Origin of the sequence: Allofournierella sp. (assembly GCF_017889395.1) — a bacterium.
Taxonomy (GTDB): Bacteria; Bacillota; Clostridia; order Oscillospirales; family Ruminococcaceae; genus Allofournierella.
Window position 1 is genome coordinate 1 of the sequence record NZ_JAGHKE010000037.1, and the last position, 19,018, is coordinate 19,018.

A 19,018-nucleotide genomic window follows, 5' to 3' on the forward strand; every position below is an offset into this window, starting at 1 on the left:
CACCTGGGCCGCGCCGTAATCCGCCGCCTTGTCCACGGCGGCCCGGGCGGCGGGCTGGGCGGTGATGAACTCGTATTCCCGCAGAATCCGCTGCGCGGACTGCATCCGGGCGAACAGCGAACCGGCAAAGAACTGCCGCAGCTTGGCAAAGTCCATCTTGTCGTAGAGGGCCTCGTCCAGCAGCTTTGCCTCCACCTGCCGCTTTGCCTCCCCTTCCGGGTCGGCGGCCGCGGCGGCCAGGTCCGCATGCTGCAAAAAGGCGTGGAGGGCGGTGCCCTTTTCGGCGGCGGTCAGGCCCTCCTTATACAGGAAACCGGGCCGCTCCAGAATCGGGTCCTGGGCCTCGTGGGTGAGAGCGGTCACACTGACCTTGGCGGGTACCTGGGTCAGCGCCGCGGCCGGGTACTGCCAGGCAAAGCGGCTGCGCACCGCTTCCAGCAGCGTTTCGTCCGGCTCGCCCTCCGGCAGGCGCACCGGGCAGGCGGGGGCGGGCTCGGTGAATTCGTCCGCCTCCAGGCTCACGGTGAACCGGTCCGCCAGCTCCCTTTCGCTCACCGGGGGCTGGGGCATCACCTCTACCTCCAGCTGGCGGCAGAAGCGTTGCGCCCCGGGATGGGCCATGGCAGCCTGCATCACCCACTCGCCCCGGCTGGCGCAGTGCTCCAGCAGATACGGCTCCGGCGCGCCGGAGAAGATGCGCAGGGCCAGCTTCTGGGCCAGTTTCAGCGCGTTCTTGGTGGCCATGGTCATGACCAGCTTGTCCCGCGCACGGGTGAAGGCCACATACAGTACCCGCATCTCCTCACTCAGGCCCTCCTGAGCCAGGGCGGACTGCACCGCCCGGTAGGGGGCGGTCACGTAGGTGCCGCCCTGCCCTGCCCGCAGGGTCAGGCCGATGCCCAGCTGCGGGTGGAACACCGCCGCGGCCCGCAGGTCCTCTTTATTGAACTCCCGGCCCAGATCGGCGGCGAACACCACTGGGAACTCCAGGCCTTTGGACCGATGCACCGTCATGATAGTCACGCAGCCGGGACGGCTCTGGCCCTGCTCCGGGCCGGGCACGCCGTCCCCTGCCAGGGCCGCGTCCATGGCCCGCACCACACCGGCCAGACCGTGGCCACCGCAGCCGGAGGCAAAGGCGGCGAACTGGCGCAGGTTCTCCCGCCGGGCGCTGCCGTCCGGCATGGCGCCCGCCGCGGCAAGACAGCCGGTGCGGGCAAAAATCTCCTCCATCAGCCGATCCACCGGCATGGTCTGGCTGAGCTGGCGCAGGGTGTGCAGCCACTGGCCGAAGGCCTTCACCTTTTCGTCCTCGCTGGCCATCACCGCGCCGTAAAAGCTGCCGTTTTTGCGGCCAAGGCGCAGGTTCACCAAATCGTCCGGGGTGAAGCCGCCCATGCCGCTGAGCATCACCGCCGCCAGATGCACGTCCTGGGCGGGGTTGTCCAGCACCCGCAAAAGGCTTGCCACCGGGCGGATCTCCGGCGCGTCCAGCAGGTTCTCGGCCCGGTCCACATACACCGGGATGCCCTCGGCCTCCAGCTGGGCGGCGTAGTCCCCGAAGGCGCCCCGGCTGCGCAGCAGGATGCAGAAGTCCTCGTACCGGGGCGGCCGGGGTCCGGTCTCGCCCCGCACGGTAAAGCCGCTTGCCGGGTCCATCAGCTGGCGGATGCGGCGGGCGATGTACTCCGCGTCCCCCGCCGGGCGCTCGCTCTGCACCAGCCGGAACTCGCAGTCACCAGCGTAGCCGCCGTAATTTTCCAGACCTCCCAGGCCGGGCACCAGCCGTTCGCCGGGGCCGTAGTCCACGCCGCCCAGCTTGCGGCTCATCAGGGGGGTGAACAGGGCGTTCACCCCGCCGATCACTCCCGGCGCACTGCGGAAGTTGGCATCCAGAAACAGCTTCTGGGGGCCGGGCTGGCCGTATTCCACAAACCGGTCCAGCTTCTGTTGAAAGATGGTGGGGTCCGCCTGGCGAAAGCGGTAGATGCTCTGTTTCAGATCGCCCACAAAGAACAAATTGGAGCCGTCCGGCCGGGCCAGACAGTGATAGAGGGTGTCCTGCAGGGCGTTGGTGTCCTGGTATTCGTCCACCATCACCTGCTCGAACTGCTCGCTCAGCTGGGCCGCCAGCGGGGTGGGGGTGCCGTTCTCGTTCTGCAAAAGCTGCAAGGCCAGCTGCTCCACGTCGCTGAATTCCAGCATCTTTTCCTCCAGCTTGGCCTGATAGAACCGCTGGTTGAATTCCCGCTCGGCCCGGGCCAGCGCCCGCACCAGCGGGGCGGCGGTGCGCCGGTCCTGCAAGAACTCCTCCTCGCTGCAGAGAAAAACCGTTTCCTGCAAACGCTTGAGGGTGTCCTTCAACAAATCCCGCCGGTCCTTGATGCGGGTCATGGCCTCGCTGGAATGGCCCCGCACCGCCTTTAATCTGGCATAGCTCAACGAGCGGCTGGCCTCGCACATGGCATCCCAGGGCTGGGAGTCGATGGCGTCCAGCAGCGCATCCACCGCCGCCTCGTCCGATTCCAGCGCCGGGCGGTAGGCCTCGTCGAGGGCCGGGTCGTTTTCCAAGTCCTCCAGGTTCTGGGCCGCCAGCTCCCGGGCGCAGAGGGCCGCCCGCCGGGCCTCGGTGCGCAAGGTCTGGCCCCAGCGGGTGTCGTCCAGGGGCGCGTCCTCCTCCCACTGGGCGCAGAAGGCCTCCAGCACCTTTTCCGGCCGGGGCATGCTGCTCAGAAAGTCGTGCAGCTGCTCCACCACCCGGCTGGCCATGGCGTCGCTGCGGCCCTTGCCGTACAGGTCCGCGAAGGCGCAGAAGTCCGGGTCGTTGTAGGCGTTTTCCAGCGCGTCCGCCAGTGCCTGACGGCGCAGCTGGGCCAGCTGGGAGCCGTCGGCAGTGGTGAAGTCCGCCGGGATGTCAAGCGCGCTGAAATGGGTCTTTAGCAGCTGCAGGCAGTAGGAGTCGATGGTGCAGATGGGCGCGCGCTGCAGCAGCATCCGCTGGCGGCGCAGATGGCCCGAGCCGGGGCGCTTTGCCAGCTCGGCGCTCAGGCGCTGGGCCAGCTTTGCCCGCAGGCTGGCCGCCGCCGCCCGGGTAAAGGTGACGATGAGCAGCCGGTCCGCGTCCACCGGGTTTTCCTCCCGGCAGAGGATGCGCACCGCCCGCTCCACCAGTACGGCGGTCTTGCCGCTGCCCGCGGCGGCGCTGACCAGCAGGGCGCTGCCGGTGTGGTCGATGGCCCGGCTCTGCTGGGGGGTAAATTTAATGGTTGCCATAGATTGCCGGTCCTCCTTTTAATCGTCCTCGTGGCCGCAGACGCTGCGGTAGTCACAGTATTTGCAGTTTGTCTCTTTCCGTTTGCCGTGGCCGATGGGCTCGGCGGCCACCTGCCCGGCATAGAGCCGCTCGGCCATCTGGACCACCAGGCCGTCCAGCTCCTGCCGAAGCCCGTCCAGAGTCTCCAGACTGGCCAGCGCCGGGCCGGGCTTGGGGGTGCCGTCCTTGTCGAACTTGAAGGGCACGAACAGGCCCTTGCGCTCCCGGTCCATGGCGTCGATGACGGCGTATTCGTCCGCCACCAGACCCTCCACCTTGTATTCCAGGCCCTTGGCCGCCTGCTGGCGGCTGCCCCGGGTGGGGGCCGGGTCGGCCATCAGGTAGAGCACGCCCGCCGGGGCCGGGTCGGCAAACTGCTGCCCGCCGTTGCGGGTGAGGGTGAACAGGTAGACCAGCATCTGGCAGTTGAGGCCGTTTTTCACGTCCTCCAGCAAAAACTCCTTGCTGCCGGTCTTGTAGTCCACCACCCGCAGCCAGGTATTGCCGTTTTTCTCGAAGGCGTCCACCCGGTCGATCTTGCCCACCATGCGCACCGTCTCGCCGGTGGAGGTGGTAAGCACCACCGGGGGCACGTCCTCCGGGCTTGTGCCGATGCCCTTTTCAAAGGCCACCGGCACAAAGCTGCCCTGCCGCTGCTCCGCCTGAATGTATAAAAGAAGATTGGCGGCGCTCTTTTTCAGCCGCTCCACCAGATAGCCAAACCGCCGGGCCTGGCCGGGCATGTTCTCCTGCACATATTCCTCCGCGATGGCGGCGGCCAGGGCCTTCACCTGCTCCTCGCTCAGGTCCACAAAGCCCTCGCCCGCCCGGCGCAGGGCCTGCTCCAGGATATAGTGGACCAGATTGCCGCTCTGGTCGGCGGTAAGGGCCGCCTGCTTGCGGGGCTTTGCGCCCAGCACATATTCCAGAAAATAGGCAAAGGGGCAGGAATAGTACCGCTCCATCCGGCTGGGGGTGAGCCACAGCTCCCGGCCCAGCAGCTGCTTCATGGCGGCGGTGTTGTGCACCGCGAAGGGCTCGGCCCCCGCCGCCTGCTTCACCGGGTTCAGCAGCTTGCCCTGCTCGGCCTCGTCCCGGTATTCCGCAAGGCTCTGGAAAAGGGCCGCGGTTTCGCCGCTTTCCGCGTCCCAGCTCTGGCCCAGCAGGTCCAGCGCCATGGCCGGGGTAGCGGCCAGATCCGCCCGCTCCAGCGCCGGCTCCTTTGGGCTGAAGCACTCGATCACCGGCGCAAGGGCACTGGTCACCGGCATGGCGGCGCTGCCCGCCGCCCAGCTGAGCCACAGGCCTTTCGCCGGGGCGGTGAGGGCTTTGTAAAAGCACACCTGCTCCCGGATGGCCCGGTTCTCGAAGCAGTCCGGCATTTCCACGCCCTGACGCATCAGGCTTTCCCGCTCGGCGTGGGTCAAAAGGCCCTTGTCGCCGGGGGCCTTGGGGAACTCGCCCTCGGCCAGGCCCAGCACAAAGCACCAGTCCGGGTTATCCAGCCGCATCCGGCCTGCGGTGGTGAAGATTACCTGATCCAGCGTCTGGGGAATGTGGCCCAGATCCGTGCTGCGCACCAGCAGCTCGAACAGGTCTGCCAGCTCGGCGGCGGGCAGAACCTCCTCGCCCAGCAGAAGGGCCATCTGGTTCAGAAGGTCCGCCGTCAGGTTCCACACCCGCACCGCCTCGCTGGCGGCGGGGATGCCCTCGCTTTCTTTCAGCTCGGCGCACATCCGGCCCATGGCCTCCTCGCCGCCCAGCGCCTGCATCCGTTTATACAGCGCGGCGCAGACCTGAGAGGCGGGCAGGTCCTTGCAGCGAGCGGCAAAGCCGTCCAGCTCGTCCACCAGGAAGGCCCGGGCCTGTTCGGCCAGAGCCAGCTGTTCCTCCTGTTCCTTCTTCGCCTTTTCCGAAAGAGTATTGGCCCCGAAGCCTGCGGGCGACAGGGTGAAGGGCTGCCGCCACTGGGCAGCGGAGAGCTGCCAGGTATAGGCGTAGTTTTCCAGCGCGCAGAGCTGGGGCTCGGTGAGACTGGTCAGGCCGGTTTTGGCCACGGCCAGCAGATTGTCGGTGCAAAGGCCCCGGCGTAAAAGAGCCAGCAGCGCCCGCACCAGCCGCACCGGGGCGGCGTGCTCGGCGGTGGTGGCCTCGTCGCAGAAGAGCGGGATGCCCGCCAGCCGGAACTCGTACCGGATGGGGGCCAGGTAGTTCTCGCTGTCCCGGCAGATGACCGCCATCTTGCCGTAGGGCACCCCCTGCCGGGCCAGGGCCTGGATGGCCGCCGCCACCTGCTTGGCCTCGTCCGCCCGGGTGGGGGCCTGCCAGAGGGTGAGCTGGGTTTCACTGGCGGGGGCCGGGTCCTCCAGCTGGCCGGACAACAGCCGGTTCAGCCGGGCCAGGTCCGGCGCTTCGCTGTGGCGGAAGTCGGTGTCCAGCACCAAAGGCGCAGCCACCGGCACGCTGTTTTTGCGGGCCAGCTGGCGCAGGGCTGCGGCCATCTGCTTGGCCCCGCTGAACAGGCCGAGGCCTCCCTCGTAGTCCTCCAGCCCGTCGCAGCAAAGGGCCACCGTCACATCCTCGGCCATGGTGAGCATGGCCTCCAGCAGGCGGCGCTTGGGGGCGTTGAAGGTATCGAACTCGTCGATGAACACCGCGCGCCCGGCGAAGAAGTCCGGCTGCAGCGCTTTGGCCGCCGCCAGCACCCGGTCGCCCGGGTCCATGGCCGAGCCCTCCAGCAGGGCCTCGTAGGCGGCGAAGATTCCCGCCAGCTCACCCAGCTTGCGGCTGCTGTGACCGGTATTTTGGGCCAGCTCCTCCAGCTGCCGGGGGCTGAGACCGGCGCTTTTGAATTCGTCCAGGGTCTCGGCGCACTTTTCGCAGAAGGCCGCGCTGCGCCGGTGGCGGCTGTAGTACACCAGATTCGGCCCCATGGACTGCAGCGCCCGGCGCACCAGCACCGCCCGGCCCGCGTCGGTGAGGGTACGCACCGCCGCGCCGCCGTAGGCCTGCAGAATATCCTCCGCCAGGCTGGTGAAGCTGTAGCTGGTCACATAGCCGGACAGCTCGTCTCCCAGCAGCTGATACAGCCGCCCCTCGGTAGAGGAGGTGAACTGCTCGGGCACGATGAGCACGCTCTTTTCCCCCGCCAGCGCCCGGGTGCGGATGGTTTGTAACAAATGGCTCGACTTGCCGCTGCCGGACACTCCCAGCACCAGATGCAGCATGGCGATCCCTCCCTTTTGTGGTCTGTGCTTTTGATTATAACACAGCGAACCTGTGCCGCAAACAAAAAGCGGGCGCTCCATGCCGGGAGCGCCCGCTGAACATATTGATAAGGTAAGGTCAGGCGGTAGCAGTGGCAGCCTCCTGTGCGGGGGCGGCGGCCTGCTGAGCTTTCTGGGCCTTCTTCTCGGCGGCAGCGGCCATCAGGTTGGCCACGATGGAGCCGGAGATGTTGTGCCATACGCTGAACAGCGCGCCGGGAACGGTGGCCAGGGCCAGATCGGGGAAGACGGTGCCCGCCAGGCTGGTGGCCAGGCCGCTGTTCTGCATGCCCACCTCGATGGACAGCGCGTTGCACTTGGGATCGGACAGGCCCAGCAGCTTGCCCACGCCGTAGCCGCAGGCGTAGCCCAGAACGTTGTGCAGCATGACCACGCCCAGGATCAGCAGGCCATTGGCGAAAAGCTTGGCCTGGTTGCCGGAAACCACCGCGCCCACGATGGTAACGATGGCGGCCACGCTCACCAGAGGCAGAACCTCCACGGCGGCCTGGGTGAACTTGCCGAAGAACTTGTTGACCACAAAGCCCAGGGCGATGGGGATCACCACCACCTGCACGATGCTCACGAACATGCTCACAGCATCCACGGAAACGGTCTCACGCAGGTACAGGTAGCTCAGCGCCGGGGTCAGGAAAGGAGCCAGGATGGTGGAGCAGGCGGTCATGCCAACGCTCAGGGCAACGTCGCCCTTGGCCAGGAAGGTCATCACATTGGAGGAGGTGCCGCCGGGGCAGGTGCCCACCAGCATCACGCCCACGGCCAGCTCGGGAGGCAGGTTGAACAGCTTGATGAGCAGGAAGGCCAGGAACGGCATGATAACGAACTGAGCCGCGCAGCCCACCAGAACATCCTTCGGGCGGGTGAATACCACCTTGAAGTCCTCCAGCTTGAGGGTCAGGCCCATGCCGAACATGACCACCATCAGCAGGTTGTTCACGGTGACCAGACGGGTTGCCACGTTCCAGTCCTTGCCCACCCACAAAAAGCTTTCGGGTACAAAGAAGGCCAGGGCGGCCACCGCCACCACGATGAAGGCCATGTACCGGCCCACAAATTTGCTCAGCTTTTTCAACGCGTTCATTGTTTCGTTCCTCCCTGTTGTTTCACACACAATTTTGCAAAATTTCCGCAAGAAATTATTGTCTCAACGAATTATTTGAGCACCGCGCCGGTGTTTGCGCTGCTCACCAGACGGGCGTAACGGCCCAGCCAGCCGGTGGTGATGCGGGGGGCGGGTGCCTTCCAGTCTGCACGGCGGCGCTCCAGCTCCTCCTCGCTCACCTTCAGCTCCACCTTACCGGCGGGGATGTCGATGGAGATGGTGTCGCCCTCCTCGATCAGGGCGATCTCGCCGCCCTGGGCGGCCTCCGGGCTCACATGGCCGATGGATGCGCCGCGGGATGCGCCGGAGAAGCGGCCGTCGGTGATCAGGGCCACGGTCTTGTCCAGCTTCATGCCTGCCAGGGCACTGGTGGGGTTGAGCATCTCCCGCATGCCGGGGCCGCCCTTGGGGCCCTCGTACCGGATGACCACCACGTCGCCGGGGTGGATCTGGCCCGCGTAGATGGCGGCGATGGCCTCGTCCTCACTGTCGAACACCCGGGCCGGACCTTCATGCGCCAGCATCTCGGGGGCAACTGCGCTGCGCTTGACCACGCAGCCGTCCTTTGCAATGTTGCCCCAGAGCACCGCGATGCCGCCGGTGGTGCTGTAGGGGTTGTCCATGGGGCGGATGGCGGAGGGGTCCCGGTTTTCGGCCCCGGCCAGGTTCTCGCCCAGGGTCTTGCCGGTGACGGTGGGCAGCTCGGTGTGGAGCAGGCCCGCGTCCGCCAGCTGCTTCATCACCGCCTGCACGCCGCCCGCGGCATACAGGTCCTCAATGTGGGTGGGGCCCGCCGGAGCCAGGTGGCAGAGGTTGGGCACCCGGGCGCTGACCGCGTTGATGGTGGCCAGATCCATGGGAACGCCCGCCTCGTTGGCGATGGCCAGCAGGTGCAGCACGCTGTTGGTGCTGCAGCCCAGGGCCATGTCGGTGGCCAGGGCGTTTTCAAAGGCGGCGGGGGTGAGGATATCCCGGGGGCAGAGATTCTGCTCCACCAGCTTCATCACCTGCATGCCCGCGTGCTTTGCCAGCTGGGTGCGGGCGGAGTAGACCGCCGGGATGGTTCCGTTGCCGGGCAGCGCCATGCCGATGGCCTCGCTCAGGCAGTTCATGCTGTTGGCGGTGTACATGCCCGCGCAGCTGCCGCAGCCGGGGCAGGTGTTCTTGGTGAGATCGTCCAGGGTGGCATCGTCGATCATGCCCGCCTTGTAGCTGCCCACCGCCTCGAACATCTGGGACAGGCTCACCTTCCGCTGGCCCTGACGGCCCGCCAGCATGGGGCCGCCGCTCACCAGAATGGAGGGAATGTTCAGCCGGGCCGCGGCCATCAGCATGCCGGGCACGATCTTGTCGCAGTTGGGCACCAGCACCAGGCCGTCGAAGCAATGGGCCAGGGCCATGGTCTCCACCGAGTCGGCAATCAGCTCCCGGCTGGGCAGCGAGTACTTCATGCCGGTGTGGCCCATGGCGATGCCGTCGCACACGCCGATGGCCGGTACCAGCACCGGGGTGCCGCCCGCCATGCGCACGCCGTCCTTCACCGCCTGGGCCAGCTTGTCCAGGTGGGAGTGGCCGGGCACGATCTCACTGAAGGCGCTCACCACGCCGATGAGCGGCCGGTCCAGCTCCTCGTCGGTGTAGCCCAGCGCGTAGAACAGGCTGCGGTTGGGGGTGCGCTCGGCACCCTTTTTCACGTTGTCACTTCTCATGGTTCCAAATCCCCTTTATCGTAAAATCAAAATAAAAAAGCCTTTGTCTTTCGCACTCGAATTCTGCTCGAATGCAAGAGACAAAGGCTTTTGAAAGCGCTCTGCGGTACCACTCTTGTTGCCCCGCCAAATGGCGAAGCCACCTCATGCCCGGACTCCCCGATTTTTCCAAACCGGTTCTAACCAAGCGGCAGGATAACGGTTGCCTTCCGTCCGCGTTTACTCGCGCCCCGAAGGGCCTTTCAGGCGGCAGCTCAGAGGTGATTGTTCCCCCGGCCTTGATCGCGCTGCCTCGCACCAACCGGCAGTTCTCTGGGCGCAGTGCACAGGGTACTTTTCCTCTTCATTGCTTTTGCGTGTTGAATTGTCGTTGTGACCATTATAGCACCGTTTGCGCGGTTGTCAAGCGGTTTTTGCCTGATTATTTTGAATAAATTCACGCCGCTTTGTTTGAATTTATTCGTGCATCCCGTACTTTGCAGCCGGACTTTTTTCTGCTACAATAACAAAAAAACACCGTGCCCGGGACTTTGCGCCCTGTACACGACATGAAGAAATGAGGTTGATTCAAATGGCAGGTTTGACGATGGAACGCGCCAAAGAGCTGCTGCACAGCACCACCACCGAGGCGCATCTGTTTGAGCACGCCATCGGCGTGAGCGCCGCCATGGGAGCCATGGCCCGCCACTTCGGCGAGGACGCGGCCTACTGGCAGGCGGTGGGCTATCTGCACGACTACGATTACGAGCAATACCCCGAAGAGCACCTGAAGCACACCGAGGAGCCACTGCGCACCGCAGGGGTGGACGAAGAGAGCATCCGGGCGATTCTGGCCCACGGCTACGGCCTTTGCAGCGATGTGGAGCCGCACACCTCCATGGAAAAGAGCCTGTTCACGGTGGACGAGCTCACCGGCCTGATCGGTGCCACCGCACGCATGCGGCCGGGCGGACTTTCCGATCTGGAGGCCTCCAGCGTGAAGAAGAAATTCAAGGACAAAAAGTTCGCCGCCAAGATCGACCGGGCGGTGATCAAGCAGGGCTGCGAGATGCTGGGCATGGAACTGGGCGATGTGATCGAGCTGTGCATCCAGGGCATGCGCGAGCAGATGGACGCGCTGGGCCTTGGCCCCAAGGAGGGCTGAGCCAGCCCGCTTTTTTCAAATTGCAACGGCAGAGAAAGGGCCGGTATCCCGCTGGGATACCGGCCCTTTGCTTTGGTTATTTGGGTTTGCGGATCAGCGTCCAGGCCAGCGCCAGAACGCCGGCGGAGGCAGCTGCACCTGCTGCAATCAGCAGCGGCAGGCGCACCGTCAGGCTGGTCAGTCGGTTGTCGGAGGCATTCAGGCTTTTCAGCGTCTGATTTGCGTTCACATCCAGCTCGGTGAGCTGGTTTCCCCGGCAGTTCAGGCTCTCCAGCTGGGTAAAATACCCGATGCCCTGCAGGCTGGCAATGCCCTGATTGCTCACATCCATGACGGTCACAGCCTGCGGCTCCGCGTCGGTGAGCAGGCCGTCCGCCCCGGCGCCGTTCAGATTTTCCGGCCGCAGAAGCCAGGCCCGGAAGGCCGGGTCCGGGAAGTTGGTCTCGTTCACCGGCACGCCCTGGGCGGCGTTGTTTTCCGCCGCTGGAGCGGCTTGAGGCTCGGCGGCATCCGCATGGACCGTGGCCGGAAGCTCCTGTGCGAAGGCGGAAACCGGCACCGATGCTGCCAGCATCATCAACGCGGCCAGCAGGCACAGACCCCGGCGCAAGTCATTCATTTTCATGGAATGATCAACCTCCCTTTGCTTTGGTAAGCGCTAAACAGTAATTTTTCCTTCTATCCAACAGATTCTATCACCACATCATTAACCTATTAATACAAAAGGAATAAAACCGTCAAAACCACAAAAAAGCAGGACCTTCCCCTGTACAGATTGGGGAAAGTCCTACTTTTTATCCAGTATTTACCGCTTCTGGGTCAGCCCAACTGCTGGTTGAACACCGTAATCAGGCGGCTCCAGGTGGCGGTGCCCACCTTGCCGTCCGCCGTCAGGCCCTGCTGGCCCTGGAAAGCCACCACCGACTTTTTGGTGCCGGAACCGAAGTTGCCGTCCACCGTCAGCCGGGGAAGGCCCGAAACACCGTTCAGGTAGCTCTGCAAAAAGCGTACCCAGTCGCCGCGGCTGCCCTGCTGCATCACGTAGCCCACATACCGGGTGACCACCTTGGGCGGATTCCCGGCCCGCACAGCCTCATACACCTTGGCCAGCCCGGCAAAGGTATTTTTGCCCAGCAGCGCGTCGGCGGTGAGGCCGAACTGGGGCTGGAACCGGCGCAGCGCCGCCGAGGTGCCGCTGCCGAACACACCGTCCGCCGAGATGCTCTGGATGCCGGTGTACACCTTGCTCAGAGCCGCCAGCTTCTGCTGCATGCTTTTCACCACCGCACCCCGCGCACCGGGAGCCGCCACGATGCCCGGGTAGATCTCGCCCGCGCCGTAGATGCCCGCGTACTGGGTGTACAAAGCGTTCCAGGTGTTCTGGCCGGTCATGCCGTCCACGGTCAGCCCGGCCATGGTCTGGAACTGCTTCACCGCCTGCGCCGTGGCCCCGCCGTACTGGCCGTCCACCGTGACGCTCTGGATCTGGGGCCATTGCTTGCGGATGCCGTTCAGCCAGGTCTGTACCTGGGCCGAGTCCGGTCCTCTGCTTCCGTTTTGCAGCACCGTTCTGAAGTACGGGGGCACTGCTGTGATTGTTGCCATATCTGCATCCCTCCTTGCGCCATTGTATGCACAGGGGTTCCGGGATGTTCCTCTCAATTTTCGTGCAGCCCCTCCTCCAGTCGTTCCACTGCCTCCAGGGCGGCAAAGCGGACCTCGTAGCCCCGGCTGTTTTGCAGAATCTCCTGCTGGGCCGCCTCGGGGTATTCGGCGGGCTGGGCGGCGGAAAGGCAGAGCGCCGGGTAAAGCACACAGAACCAGTTTCGGCCCGCGTGTTCCCCCAGCTCCACCCGCAGTGCGTCGTATCGGCCGGCGGGCAGAGTGAAGTCCTCGTAGGCGGTGGTGGGGAAATACATGTTGGTCACATAGACCCGCACCGCCTGGTCGCTGCCCTCTTCGCGCACCACCCGCTCGGCCGCGCGCTGGAAATCTTCCAGATGGGCCCGGGCGGTTTCCAGGGCGGCCTGCTGGTCCGGCAGACCGGCGAACAGGGTCTGGGCGGTTTCCAGCACCGCATCCCGCACCAGCAGCTTGAGGGCCTGGTCCGCCTCACTGTTGGAGTTGGCCTGCACGTGCAGGCGCAGGGTGTCCTGCCGCAGGGAGGCGCAGGCCGCCGAGAAGGGGCCCAGCCAGCCGCTCACGGCAATGGCCAGCACCAGCCCGGCAGCCAGGGCCGCGTGGGCCATCCAGCTTGATCCATTCTTTTTAAGTACAGCAGAAAACATAAAACGCACGTCCTTTCCTTGGCAGCTTCTGCCAATAGAATGGGCGTGCGTTCTGATTTTTATTCCGCGGGCTGGGATTTCTGCTCGGGATTTTTCCCGCCCTTGTTTCGGATCGGAGTCGGGCGGCGGCCGGGAACCACACGGGCACCCCAGCGGTCCGGCTGAGCCAGATAGACCTGGCTGTACTGCCTGCGCAGTGCATCGGCGGCCCGCTTTGCGGCGGCTTCGTCGTCAAACACGCCGAAGACTGCCGCGCCGCTGCCGGTCATCAGGCTGGCCAGCGCGCCGTTCTCGTTCAGCAGCTGCTTGATGGCCGGGGTCTCCTTGGCACCGCTGCATTCCTCCAGCGCGTTGCCGCTGGCGGCGCACAGGGCGTTCAGGTCTCCCGCCTTCACCGCTGCCTCAGCGGCGGCGGAATCCGGGTGGACGCTGCTGCCCACCTCATCGTAACGGGCGAAGGCCTCGGGGGTGCTCACGCCCACGCTGGGCATGACCACCACGAACCAGCAGTCCGGGCAGGGGGGCAGGGGCTTGAGGATATCACCGATGCCCTGCACCCGGCAGGTGCCGCCCAGAATGGCAAAGGGCACATCCGCGCCGATGGTGGCGCCGATGGCGCACAGCTCGGTGATGGACAATTTGGCCCCGTACAGCTCGTTCATGCCCACCAGCACGGCGGCGGCGTCGGCGCTGCCTCCTGCCATACCCGCCCGCACGGGAGTAGCCTTGTGGATCTCGATCTCCACCCCGGCCAGCAGGCCGGTATAGTGGAAGAAGGCCAGCGCCGCCTTGTAGGCGGTGTTCTTTTCATTGGCCGGGATGCGGCTGCCGGGCAGGCGCAGAATCAGATCCCGGCTTTTTTTCAGCACCACCCGCTCGTGCAGGGTGATGGTCTGCATGATCATATCCAGCGCGTGGTAGCCGCCGGGCAAAAGGCCGGTCACGTCCAGCGTCAGGTTCAGCTTGGCCGGGGCCAGCACGGTTACCTGTTTCATGGCTCACACCTCGTTATAATTTTTTTAAAAGAAAAGACCGCCGGGTGTCGATGGCCTTCACCGGGCACATCTCGTGGCAGCAGAAGCACCGGATGCACCTGGCCGGATGGATGTGCGCCTTGCCCTGCACCGTGATGGTGTGCTGAGGGCAGATCTCGACGCACTTGCCGCAGCCGATGCACAGGCGTTTGTTGATCACCGGGCGGGGGGCCAGCAGCCGCTCCACCGCGGGCACCGCCCAGCGCACCGCCCGGGGGGCCTTGTCGGCAAAGTCCACGCTGCCCCAGCTGGAGGGCAGCCGGTAGCCGGGAATGGGGCGGCACAGCTCCCCTTCCCCCTTAGCGCAGGCCAGGTCGAATCGCTCCGGGCACAGGCCCCGGCCGATGGCCGCGTTTAAGTAGGGCACGTCCTTGGGGCGGATGTTCAGCATATGGCAGAGGGCAAGGTCCATCTGCAGATGGTTCTCCGCCGCTGCCACAAGGCCCACCATGCGGGGCGTGCCGCCCGCCGGGCCGTCGCCCTCCTGGGCCAGGATGCCGTCCAGAATGGCAAAGCCGGGCTTCACGCAGCCCAGCAGGTCGATGAGCATCTCGCCGAAGCGCTCCTTATCCGGGAAGCGCATGTGCCACTCGGCCTTCTGCAGGCCGGGAATGCAGCCGAACAGATTCTTGGTGGCGGCGGAAAGGCCGGTCATCATGTGAGTCTTGAGCTTGGGCAGGTTGATGAGCACATCGCAGTCCAGCACCGGCTCGATCAGGGTAAAGGCCCGGACCAGTTTTCCGCCGGATGCGGTTTCCCTGCTTCTGCAGTCGGTGTAGAGGGCCGCCCCCTCCTCCCGGCACACATCGGCCAGGCCGCTCACCTTGTAAATGCTGCGCAGGATGGCCGGGTTGTAGACCCCGCCGGGGGAATCCGTCACCATGATGGAGGCAGCGCCCCGGCGGCGCACCGCCCGGATCACCGCCCGTACCAAGGTCGGGTGGGTGGTTACCGCCTTTTCCGGCGCGTGCTTGGCCAGCAGATTGGGCTTCAACAGCACCTTCTTGCCCGCCAGCGCTTCGGCGGCGGGCAGCTGGCTGAACAGCCGCTCCACCGCGGCATCCACCGTCTGCTGGTCATAGCTTGCCGCCGCGGCAAAATACACGTTGTTATCCATTCACGCCCTCGTCCCGCAGCTGCTGCAGAAAGGCCTCGATCCGGTCCAGCGCCTGCTTCAGATGGCTCACGGAGTAGGCGTAGCTGATGCGCACAAAGCCCTCGCCGCAGTCGCCGAAGGCGGTGCCGGGCACCACTGCCACCCGCTTGGCATACAGCAGCTTTTCACAGAATTCCTCGCTGGACAGTCCGGTGGACTGGATGCTGGGGAACACATAGAAGGCACCCTTGGGCTCAAAGCAGGAAAGGCCCATCTCGTTCAGGCGGCTGACCAGAAAACGGCGGCGCATGTCGTATTCCTGACGCATGCGCTCGATCTCGTCGTCGCATTCCCGCATGGCCACCACCGCCGCATACTGGCTGGTGGTGGGCGCACACATGATGCAGTTCTGGTGCAGCTTGGTCATCACGGCAATGATCTCGCGGGGGCCGCAGGCAAAGCCCATGCGCCAGCCGGTCATGGCGAAGGCCTTGGAGAAGCCGTTCACCACCACGGTGCGCTCGGCCATGCCGGGCAGGCTGGCAATGCTCACATGGGGATGATCGCCGTAGTTCAGCTCGGCGTAGATCTCATCCGACAGGACCATGATGTCGGTATCCCGCAGCACCTCGGCAATGGCCTCCAGGTCCTCCCGCTCCATCACCGCGCCGGTGGGGTTGCAGGGGAAGGGCATGATGAGCAGCTTGGTCTTGGGGGTGATGGCCGCCTTCAGCTCGGCGGCGGTGAGCCGGAACTCATTTTCCGCCTTCAGAGGAACCGGCACCGGCACGCCGCCGGTGAGGGTGGTGATGGGCTGATAGCACACAAAGCAGGGCTCGGGGATGATGACCTCGTCGCCCGGGGCCACCAGGCTGCGGATGCACATGTCGATGGCCTCGCTGCCGCCCACCGTGACCAGAATCTGGCCCAGCGGGTCATAGGAAAGGCCGAACCGCCGGTCCATATAGGCGGCGATCTCCTGCCGCAGCTCCTTCATGCCGGCGTTGGCGGTGTAGCTGGTCTTGCCCTTCTGCAGGCTCTTGATGCCCGCGTCCCGGATGCGCCAGGGGGTCTTGAAATCCGGCTCGCCCACGCCCAGGCTGATGCAATCGTCCATTTCGGCGGCGATGTCGAAGAATTTACGGATGCCCGAGGGCCGCATGGCAGCAGCGGCCGGGGCGATCAAACGGCTGTAATCCATCACAGCGTAGCCCACTCCCTTTCGTCCGGCTCTTCCTCGGCGTACATCACGCCATCCTTTTTATAGGTGCGCAGCACAAAGTGGGTTGCGGTGGACAGCACATCGTCCATGGGGGAAAGGCGCTTGGCCACAAAGAGGGCGATCTCCTGGAAGCTGTGGCCCGCGATCACCAGCTGCAGATCGTAACCGCCGCTCATAAGCAGAACGCTCTGCACCTCTTCGAACTGGCTGATGGCCATGGCGATCTCGTCAAAGCCGTGGCTCTTTTTGGGGCGAACCCGCAGCTCGATCACGGCCTGCACCTTATCGGTGCTCACCTTTTCCCAGTCCACCATGGCCCGGTAGCCACGGATCACGCCTTTGTTGGCATAATCATCCATCTGGGCGGCCACCTCTTCCGGGCTGATGCTCAGCATGGCAGCCAGCTCTTCCACGCTCAGGCGGGCGTTTTCCTCCAGCAATTTCAGCAAACGTTCCATACAATGGATCACTTCTTTCTTTGTTGATTGGCCCTCTTTGGGGCAAATTCGGCAATTTACATTATTATAAAAAAAAATACTGTTAAAGTAAACCACGGGACCGCAAAATCTGCTATAATGGCAATAACGTCTTGCAGCCGCCAGCGGCTGCAAACCGCCGCAAACCGGGCACCGCGCCGCGCGCTGTGCCGCCGCAGAGGGAGGATTTTGGTTTATGAAAGCTGTTATCACCGTTGTCGGAAAGGACACCGTGGGCGTGATCGCCAAGGTCAGCGCCGTGTGCGCCGAGCTGAACATCAACGTGGAGGATGTGACCCAGAGCATCATGCAGGAAATGTTCTGCATGATCATGCTGGTGAACCTGAGCCGCTGCACCCAGGATATGGACGCTGTGCGCGCCCGCTTTGCCGCCATTGCCGAAGAGGTGGGCATGGAGCTGCACATCACCCGCGAAGAAGTGTTCGACGCGATGCATCACATTTGAGAAGGGGGCCGTTCCATTGAGCATGATCAACACCAGCGACATCCTGGAAACCATCGGGATGATCACCTCGGAAAATCTGGATGTGCGCACCGTGACCATGGGCATCAGCCTGCTGGACTGCGCCGACCCGGACCCCAAGAAGGCCTGCGAGAAGATTTATAACAAGATCACCGAAAAGGCCGCCCGCCTGGTGCCGGTGGTGGAGAAGATCTCCACCGATTACGGCATTCCCATCATCAACAAGCGCATCAGCGTGACCCCCATCGCCATGCTGCTGGCCAGCGCCCCCACCGCCGACCCGGTGGACTACGCCAAGACTCTGGACCGTGCGGCCAAGGCTGTGGGCGTGAACTTCATCGGCGGCTTCGGCGCACTGGTGCACAAGGGCTTTTCCGCCGGGGACGAGCGGCTGATCGCCTCCATTCCCCAGGCGCTGGCTGAAACCGACATCGTGTGCAGCAGCGTGAACATCGGCTCCACCAAGACCGGTATCAACATGGACGCGGTGAAGCTGATGGGCGGCGTGGTACGCAAGGCCGCTGAGGTCACCGCCGACAACCAGTGCATGGGCGCCGCCAAGCTGGTGGTATTCTGCAACGCCCCCGAGGACAACCCCTTCATGGCGGGCGCCTTCCACGGCGTGGGCGAGCCGGACTGCGTGGTGCACGTGGGCGTTTCCGGCCCCGGCGCGGTGCGCGCCGCCCTGGCAAAGCTGCCCAAGGACGCCCCGCTGGACGAGGTGGCCGAGCTGGTGAAGCGCACTGCCTTCAAGATCACCCGCATGGGTCAGCTGGTGGGCAATCTGGCCGCCAAGGAGCTGGGCGTGCCCTTCGGTATCGTGGACCTGTCCCTGGCTCCCACCCCGGCCATCGGCGACAGCGTGGCCAACATTCTGGAGGAGATGGGTCTGGAGAGCTGCGGCTGCTGCGGCACCACCGCCGCCCTGGCCCTGCTGAACGACGCGGTGAAGAAGGGCGGCGTAATGGCCTCCAACCACGTGGGCGGCCTGTCCGGCGCTTTCATCCCCGTCAGCGAAGACGACGGCATGATTCAGGCGGCCCGCTGCGGCAGCCTGTGCCTGGAGAAGCTGGAAGCCATGACTGCCGTGTGCAGCGTGGGCATCGACATGGTGGTTCTGCCCGGCGACACCCCCGCCGAGGTGATCAGTGCTCTGATCGCCGACGAGGCAGCCATCGGCATGGTGAACACCAAGACCACCGCCGTGCGCGTGATCCCCGCCATCGGCCGCAAGGCCGGCGAGGAGCTGGACTTCGGCGGTCTGCTGGGCTACGCGCCCATCATGCCCATCAGCACCTACAGCCCCAGCGTATTCATCAACCGGGGCGGCCGCATCCCCGCTCCCCTGCAGGCGCTGAAAAACTGATTTTTTCAAAACGCACAAAAAGAGGTCTCCCGCCGGGAGACCTCTTTTTATTTTTCTTACATTATATAAGGACAGGAAAGCCCCCGGCCCGGGGAGAGGTTCGGGCCAGGGGCATTTTGTTATGGAAGGAGTGAAGGAGATCAGCCCTTGACGAAGGCGCCTTCCTTCATGATGACCTTCATGTTGTCCACGGCGATGGCGCGGATGTTCTCCAGGGGGTTGCCCTCGATGACCAGCAGGTCAGCGGACTTGCCGGCTTCCAGAGTACCGGTCACGTCGTCCACCTTCAGCATCTCGGCGCCCACCTTGGTGGCGGCCACGATGGTATCCATCTCGGAGATACCGGCGCACTCTACGAAGGAGTACATTTCGCCGATGGCGGTGGTGCCATAGGGAGTCAGGCTGCTGCAGAAGGAGTCGGAACCGATGGTCAGGCCGATGCCCTTGGCCTTGGCCTTGCGCAGGTTGGCGTAGATGCGGTTCAGCTCCTTCTCAAC

15 protein-coding genes and 1 other annotated feature are annotated in these 19,018 nt (G+C 64.7%); of the genes, 3 read left to right on the forward strand and 12 right to left on the reverse strand.

The features are described from left to right. From addA to ilvD, 4 genes are all read right to left on the reverse strand, one after another. A partial coding sequence (addA, locus tag J7G73_RS06325) for a helicase-exonuclease AddAB subunit AddA (RefSeq protein WP_291245650.1) occupies nucleotides 1-3,273 on the reverse strand: 3,273 nt, incomplete at its 3' end. Nucleotides 3,274-3,291: 18 nt separating this feature from the next. After that, nucleotides 3,292-6,540, reverse strand: coding sequence for a PD-(D/E)XK nuclease family protein (locus J7G73_RS06330; protein ID WP_291245651.1), 3,249 nt, complete (start codon nucleotides 6,538-6,540; stop codon nucleotides 3,292-3,294). Between the two features lie 118 nt (nucleotides 6,541-6,658). Further along, nucleotides 6,659-7,681 (reverse strand): bile acid:sodium symporter family protein, encoded by a 1,023-nt coding sequence (locus J7G73_RS06335; protein WP_087292679.1) that lies wholly within the window; start codon nucleotides 7,679-7,681, stop codon nucleotides 6,659-6,661. Between the two features lie 71 nt (nucleotides 7,682-7,752). Next, nucleotides 7,753-9,411 (reverse strand): dihydroxy-acid dehydratase, encoded by a 1,659-nt coding sequence (gene ilvD / locus J7G73_RS06340; RefSeq protein ID WP_291245652.1) that lies wholly within the window; start codon nucleotides 9,409-9,411, stop codon nucleotides 7,753-7,755. A 73-nt stretch (nucleotides 9,412-9,484) separates the two neighbouring features. Further along, nucleotides 9,485-9,767 (reverse strand) — a binding site (T-box leader). Between the two features lie 215 nt (nucleotides 9,768-9,982). Between ilvD and J7G73_RS06345 the strand changes: the two genes are divergently transcribed. Next, nucleotides 9,983-10,555: an HD domain-containing protein gene (locus J7G73_RS06345; protein WP_291245653.1), complete on the forward strand. Its 573-nt coding sequence runs from the start codon at nucleotides 9,983-9,985 to the stop codon at nucleotides 10,553-10,555. Between the two features lie 76 nt (nucleotides 10,556-10,631). Here the strand turns inward: J7G73_RS06345 and J7G73_RS06350 are convergent, their stop codons facing one another. The 7 genes from J7G73_RS06350 to J7G73_RS06380 form a co-directional block, all read right to left on the reverse strand. Continuing rightward, on the reverse strand, nucleotides 10,632-11,180 hold the full coding sequence (locus tag J7G73_RS06350) for a hypothetical protein (protein ID WP_291245654.1): 549 nt from the start codon (nucleotides 11,178-11,180) through the stop codon (nucleotides 10,632-10,634). 194 nt (nucleotides 11,181-11,374) lie between these two features. Continuing rightward, the gene (locus J7G73_RS06355) at nucleotides 11,375-12,160 is read right to left on the reverse strand and encodes a peptidoglycan-binding protein (protein ID WP_291245655.1); all 786 of its coding nucleotides are present in this window, start codon (nucleotides 12,158-12,160) and stop codon (nucleotides 11,375-11,377) included. A 53-nt stretch (nucleotides 12,161-12,213) separates the two neighbouring features. After that, a complete protein-coding gene (locus J7G73_RS06360) occupies nucleotides 12,214-12,843 on the reverse strand; it encodes a stage II sporulation protein R (RefSeq protein WP_291245656.1) in 630 nt (209 codons plus the stop codon). 59 nt (nucleotides 12,844-12,902) lie between these two features. Continuing rightward, nucleotides 12,903-13,838 (reverse strand): 4-(cytidine 5'-diphospho)-2-C-methyl-D-erythritol kinase, encoded by a 936-nt coding sequence (gene ispE, locus J7G73_RS06365; protein ID WP_087292697.1) that lies wholly within the window; start codon nucleotides 13,836-13,838, stop codon nucleotides 12,903-12,905. Nucleotides 13,839-13,851: 13 nt separating this feature from the next. After that, nucleotides 13,852-14,994: a DUF362 domain-containing protein gene (locus J7G73_RS06370; protein ID WP_291245657.1), complete on the reverse strand. Its 1,143-nt coding sequence runs from the start codon at nucleotides 14,992-14,994 to the stop codon at nucleotides 13,852-13,854. After that, nucleotides 14,987-16,174 carry an aminotransferase class I/II-fold pyridoxal phosphate-dependent enzyme gene (locus J7G73_RS06375; protein ID WP_087292703.1) on the reverse strand — a complete coding sequence of 396 codons (1,188 nt, stop codon included), beginning with the start codon at nucleotides 16,172-16,174 and terminating at the stop codon, nucleotides 14,987-14,989. Before J7G73_RS06375 ends, J7G73_RS06370 begins: the two co-directional genes overlap by 8 nt. Next, nucleotides 16,174-16,653, reverse strand: a complete 480-nt coding sequence (locus J7G73_RS06380) for an Lrp/AsnC family transcriptional regulator (RefSeq protein WP_087292706.1) — start codon at nucleotides 16,651-16,653, stop codon at nucleotides 16,174-16,176. The genes J7G73_RS06375 and J7G73_RS06380 overlap by 1 nt, the downstream gene beginning before the upstream one ends. A gap of 214 nt (nucleotides 16,654-16,867) precedes the next feature. On the opposite strand from J7G73_RS06380, the gene J7G73_RS06385 reads away from it, so the two are divergent. Continuing rightward, nucleotides 16,868-17,137 carry an ACT domain-containing protein gene (locus J7G73_RS06385; protein ID WP_087292709.1) on the forward strand — a complete coding sequence of 90 codons (270 nt, stop codon included), beginning with the start codon at nucleotides 16,868-16,870 and terminating at the stop codon, nucleotides 17,135-17,137. A 22-nt stretch (nucleotides 17,138-17,159) separates the two neighbouring features. Beyond that, nucleotides 17,160-18,521: a PFL family protein gene (locus tag J7G73_RS06390; RefSeq protein ID WP_291245659.1), complete on the forward strand. Its 1,362-nt coding sequence runs from the start codon at nucleotides 17,160-17,162 to the stop codon at nucleotides 18,519-18,521. Between the two features lie 140 nt (nucleotides 18,522-18,661). Here the strand turns inward: J7G73_RS06390 and J7G73_RS06395 are convergent. Further along, on the reverse strand, nucleotides 18,662-19,018 hold a 357-nt coding region (locus J7G73_RS06395; RefSeq protein WP_291245658.1), incomplete at its 5' end, for an amidohydrolase family protein.

Bases quoted from the DNA above. Each gene is read 5' to 3' on its own strand.
- J7G73_RS06330 (WP_291245651.1), bottom strand. From the start codon at position 6,540: ATGCTGCATCTGGTGCTGGGAGTGTCCGGCAGCGGCAAGTCGAGCCAT.
- J7G73_RS06335 (WP_087292679.1), bottom strand. From the start codon at position 7,681: ATGAACGCGTTGAAAAAGCTGAGCAAATTTGTGGGCCGGTACATGGCC.
- ilvD (WP_291245652.1), bottom strand. From the start codon at position 9,411: ATGAGAAGTGACAACGTGAAAAAGGGTGCCGAGCGCACCCCCAACCGC.
- J7G73_RS06345 (WP_291245653.1), top strand. From the start codon at position 9,983: ATGGCAGGTTTGACGATGGAACGCGCCAAAGAGCTGCTGCACAGCACC.
- J7G73_RS06350 (WP_291245654.1), bottom strand. From the start codon at position 11,180: ATGAAAATGAATGACTTGCGCCGGGGTCTGTGCCTGCTGGCCGCGTTG.
- J7G73_RS06355 (WP_291245655.1), bottom strand. From the start codon at position 12,160: ATGGCAACAATCACAGCAGTGCCCCCGTACTTCAGAACGGTGCTGCAA.
- J7G73_RS06360 (WP_291245656.1), bottom strand. From the start codon at position 12,843: ATGTTTTCTGCTGTACTTAAAAAGAATGGATCAAGCTGGATGGCCCAC.
- ispE (WP_087292697.1), bottom strand. From the start codon at position 13,838: ATGAAACAGGTAACCGTGCTGGCCCCGGCCAAGCTGAACCTGACGCTG.
- J7G73_RS06370 (WP_291245657.1), bottom strand. From the start codon at position 14,994: ATGGATAACAACGTGTATTTTGCCGCGGCGGCAAGCTATGACCAGCAG.
- J7G73_RS06375 (WP_087292703.1), bottom strand. From the start codon at position 16,174: ATGGATTACAGCCGTTTGATCGCCCCGGCCGCTGCTGCCATGCGGCCC.
- J7G73_RS06380 (WP_087292706.1), bottom strand. From the start codon at position 16,653: ATGGAACGTTTGCTGAAATTGCTGGAGGAAAACGCCCGCCTGAGCGTG.
- J7G73_RS06385 (WP_087292709.1), top strand. From the start codon at position 16,868: ATGAAAGCTGTTATCACCGTTGTCGGAAAGGACACCGTGGGCGTGATC.
- J7G73_RS06390 (WP_291245659.1), top strand. From the start codon at position 17,160: ATGATCAACACCAGCGACATCCTGGAAACCATCGGGATGATCACCTCG.